The following is a 2,986-nucleotide window of genomic DNA, read 5'->3' on the forward strand; positions in this document are numbered from 1 at the left end:
CAAACGAGTTTTCTGCCTGGCGCGGGGGCTCGGGGATGTGTATAAGGGACAGGCGGTGGAGGGGGCGGCAGGATGCGCCGGTGTTTGGGGTCGCCCCCTCCACCAGCTTCGCTGGTCCCCCTCCCCCGCTACGCGGTGGAGGACCACGGAGAGGCCGGTGTATCTCATGCGCGATAGCCCTGGGTGTGCGGAGGCGCCTCGAGCGCCTCCGCATTGTCAGCTCAGGTGAGCACCGGCTGCGGCACGATGCGGATATAGGGCTTGGGCTCCTTCCACCCCTGCGGGTAGAGCGTCTTGGCCTCGTCGTTCGACACCGAGCCGGCGATGATCACGTCGTCGCCCGGCTTCCAGTTCACCGGTGTGGCGAGGCGATGCTTGGCGGTGAGCTGCAGCGAGTCGATCACCCGCAGCACCTCGTCGAAATTCCGGCCGGTGGTCATCGGGTAGGAGATCACCAGTTTGATCTTCTTGTCCGGTCCGATGATGTAGACGTTGCGCACCGTCTGGTTGTCGGCCGCGGTGCGACCATCCGAGCTCGAACCCGCCGAAGCCGGCAGCATGTCGTAGAGCTGGCTGATCGCCAGCGTCGGGTCGCCGATCATCGGGAAATTCGGCGCCGTGCCCTGTGTCTCCTCGATATCCATGGCCCAGCCGGCGTGCTTTTCGACCGGATCGACCGACAGCCCGATCACCTTGACGCCGCGCTTGTCGAACTCCGGCTTCAGCCGCGCCATGTAGCCGAGCTCGGTGGTGCAGACCGGCGTGAAATCCTTGGGGTGGGAGAACATGATCCCCCAGTCACTACCCAGCCACTGGTGGAACGAGATCGGCCCCATCGTCGTATCGGCGCTGAAGTCGGGAGCCATCACATTGATATTGAGAGTCATTTCGGTGTCCTTTGCCTCTTTAATTCGATTGCGGGGACACCTTAGGAAATCTATGTTCCGCCAGCGTTCCCCGTCAGGGAACGCTCGGTGACGGCCCGTCCATGAGGCGCGGCAACAGCTCTGGGCGGTGCTGTCTTTGCGTGTTTCGATCACTTTGCTCGGCCGCTTCGGCGTCAGCGTCGATGGCCGTCCCGTTCCGGCCGCTGACTGGCGGCGCGACCGTGCCGCCGCGCTGGTAAAGCTCCTCGCCATCACCCCGGCGCATCGCCTGCATCGCGAACAGCTGATGGAGGCATTCTGGCCCGAGCTCGACGCTGAGGCCGCCGGCGCCAACCTCCGCAAGGCCGTCCACTTCGCTCGCCGCACCCTTGGCGCGCACGAACTCATCACCCTTGGCAACGACGTCGTCGCGCTGGCGCCGGAAGCCGAGCTCAGCCTCGACATCGAACAGTTCGAGGCGGCGACCAGGGCGGCGCTGAAATCCCGCGACGCCGCCGCGTTCGAGCGGGCCGCCGACCTCTACCCTGGCCAGTTGCTGCCCGACGATATCTATGTCGATTGGCTCGACACGCCGCGCACCCTGCTGCAGCAGCGCAACACCGAGCTGCTGCGAGCCGGTGGCCTGTGGCAGCGGCTGATCGCCCACGACCCGACCGACGAGCAGGCGCAATGCGCCCTGATGCAGCGGGCCCTCGATGCCGGCAACCGGGTGGAGGCGATCCGCCAGTTCAACCAACTGCGCGACAACCTCCACGCCGAGCTTGGCGTCGGCCCCAGCGCGGCGGCAATCGCGCTTTACGAACAGGCCCTGGCACTCTCCAGCGCCGAGCAGCCTGACCCGTCCGACCGCATCCGCGCCTCGCTCGCCTGGGGTCTGGTACACCTGCAGAGCGGCGAATTTGACCGGGCCAGCGAGATCGCCCGCGACACCCGCAACCAGGCGCTCGCTGCCAACCTCGCCCGCGAAGTCGGCCAGGCCAGTGCCTTGCTCGGCCTCTCGGCCAACATGCAGCAGCGCTGGCCCGAACTGTTCCGCTCCGAGTTCATCGAGTGGGTCCGCGCCCGCCCCACCTTCGTCCGCCACGTCTTCGACGGCCACCTCTGCCTGTCAGAGTTCTGCCTCTGCAGCGCGCATGGTCATGCCGGGATCGCCGCGCAGTCGCGCGAGCTGCTGGCCGTCGCCACCGAAGCCGATTCCGTCGCCGGGCGCGGCCTCGCCAACCTGCTGCTAGGCGAAGTGGCGCTGTTCTCGGGTGAGCTCGATGCCGCCGAAGCGCTGCTCGAAGATGCCGAAGATCAGTTGCTGGAAGCCGGCGCCGTTGCCGGCCGCGTGCTGGCGCTGGAACGGCTGGCCGAGATCGCCCTCGAGCGCGGCCAGAAATGGCGGGCCAATCGACTGATCCTGCGCGGGCTCGGCGAGGCCGAAGCCACCTGGCTGTCGCCGCACCTCAATATGCGGATGCAGGCGCTGGCGGTTCGCGCCGCCCCGAGCCGCGAGAAGGCGGCGGAAGCTATCCTGGCCGGCGATCGGCTGCTGACCACCGGCGCCTGCCAGCCCTGCTCGATGGCGCTCCGCACCGCCTCGGTCATCGCGCTGGTCGAGGCCGGGCAGTTGCAGGAAGTCGACCGCCGCCTCGCCGATGCCGAACGCATCGCCGGCATGTGGCATGGCGGCCCATGGGCCGCGGCGTTATGGGAAGCCCGCGGCGTGCAGCGCCGCGCCCAGGGGCACGAGGTCCGGGCCCTCGCTGCCTTCGACGAAGCCGCCTCGCGTTACGCCGAACTCGGTCGCCCGCGCGACGCGGCCCGCTGCCTCGCCCGCATGGGTACGGGCGCTAACGCTGCCTAGTCGTAGGTATCTTCGTCCGCCCTGGCGCTGATGAATCCCGCGGCGCCCGGCATGTCCTCATCCTTGCCCACCGTTTTGGTCGGCTTGTCCTTGGCTTTCTGCGCGTCCTCGGGTTTGCCGTGCCCGGCGGCGTCCTTCTTGTGAGCCTTGTGCTTGTCGCTCATGGAGTCCTCCTGTCGCTGAGAGGAAAACGCGTGAGCCGAGCTTTGGTGCCCTCTGCTCCCCTCCCCCTTGAGGGGAGGGGCTGGGG

The 2,986-nt window shown here is 67.8% G+C and carries 3 protein-coding genes; 1 reads left to right on the forward strand and 2 read right to left on the reverse strand.

All coding sequences use genetic code 11. The features are described from left to right. Window positions 1-221 precede the first annotated feature (221 nt). Window positions 222-887 (reverse strand): peroxiredoxin, encoded by a 666-nt coding sequence (locus VW23_RS02375; RefSeq protein WP_069907992.1) that lies wholly within the window; start codon window positions 885-887, stop codon window positions 222-224. A 136-nt stretch (window positions 888-1,023) separates the two neighbouring features. Here VW23_RS02375 and VW23_RS02380 point away from each other — a divergent pair, with 136 nt between their 5' ends. Further along, the gene (locus VW23_RS02380) at window positions 1,024-2,736 is read left to right on the forward strand and encodes an AfsR/SARP family transcriptional regulator (RefSeq protein ID WP_069907993.1); all 1,713 of its coding nucleotides are present in this window, start codon (window positions 1,024-1,026) and stop codon (window positions 2,734-2,736) included. On the opposite strand, the gene VW23_RS28810 is transcribed toward VW23_RS02380, so the two are convergent. Beyond that, window positions 2,733-2,900, reverse strand: a complete 168-nt coding sequence (locus VW23_RS28810) for a hypothetical protein (protein ID WP_176730306.1) — start codon at window positions 2,898-2,900, stop codon at window positions 2,733-2,735. The genes VW23_RS02380 and VW23_RS28810 overlap by 4 nt on opposite strands. Window positions 2,901-2,986 lie beyond the last annotated feature (86 nt).

This window comes from Devosia insulae DS-56, assembly GCF_000970465.2.
In the GTDB taxonomy this organism is placed as follows: domain Bacteria; phylum Pseudomonadota; class Alphaproteobacteria; order Rhizobiales; family Devosiaceae; genus Devosia_A; species Devosia_A insulae.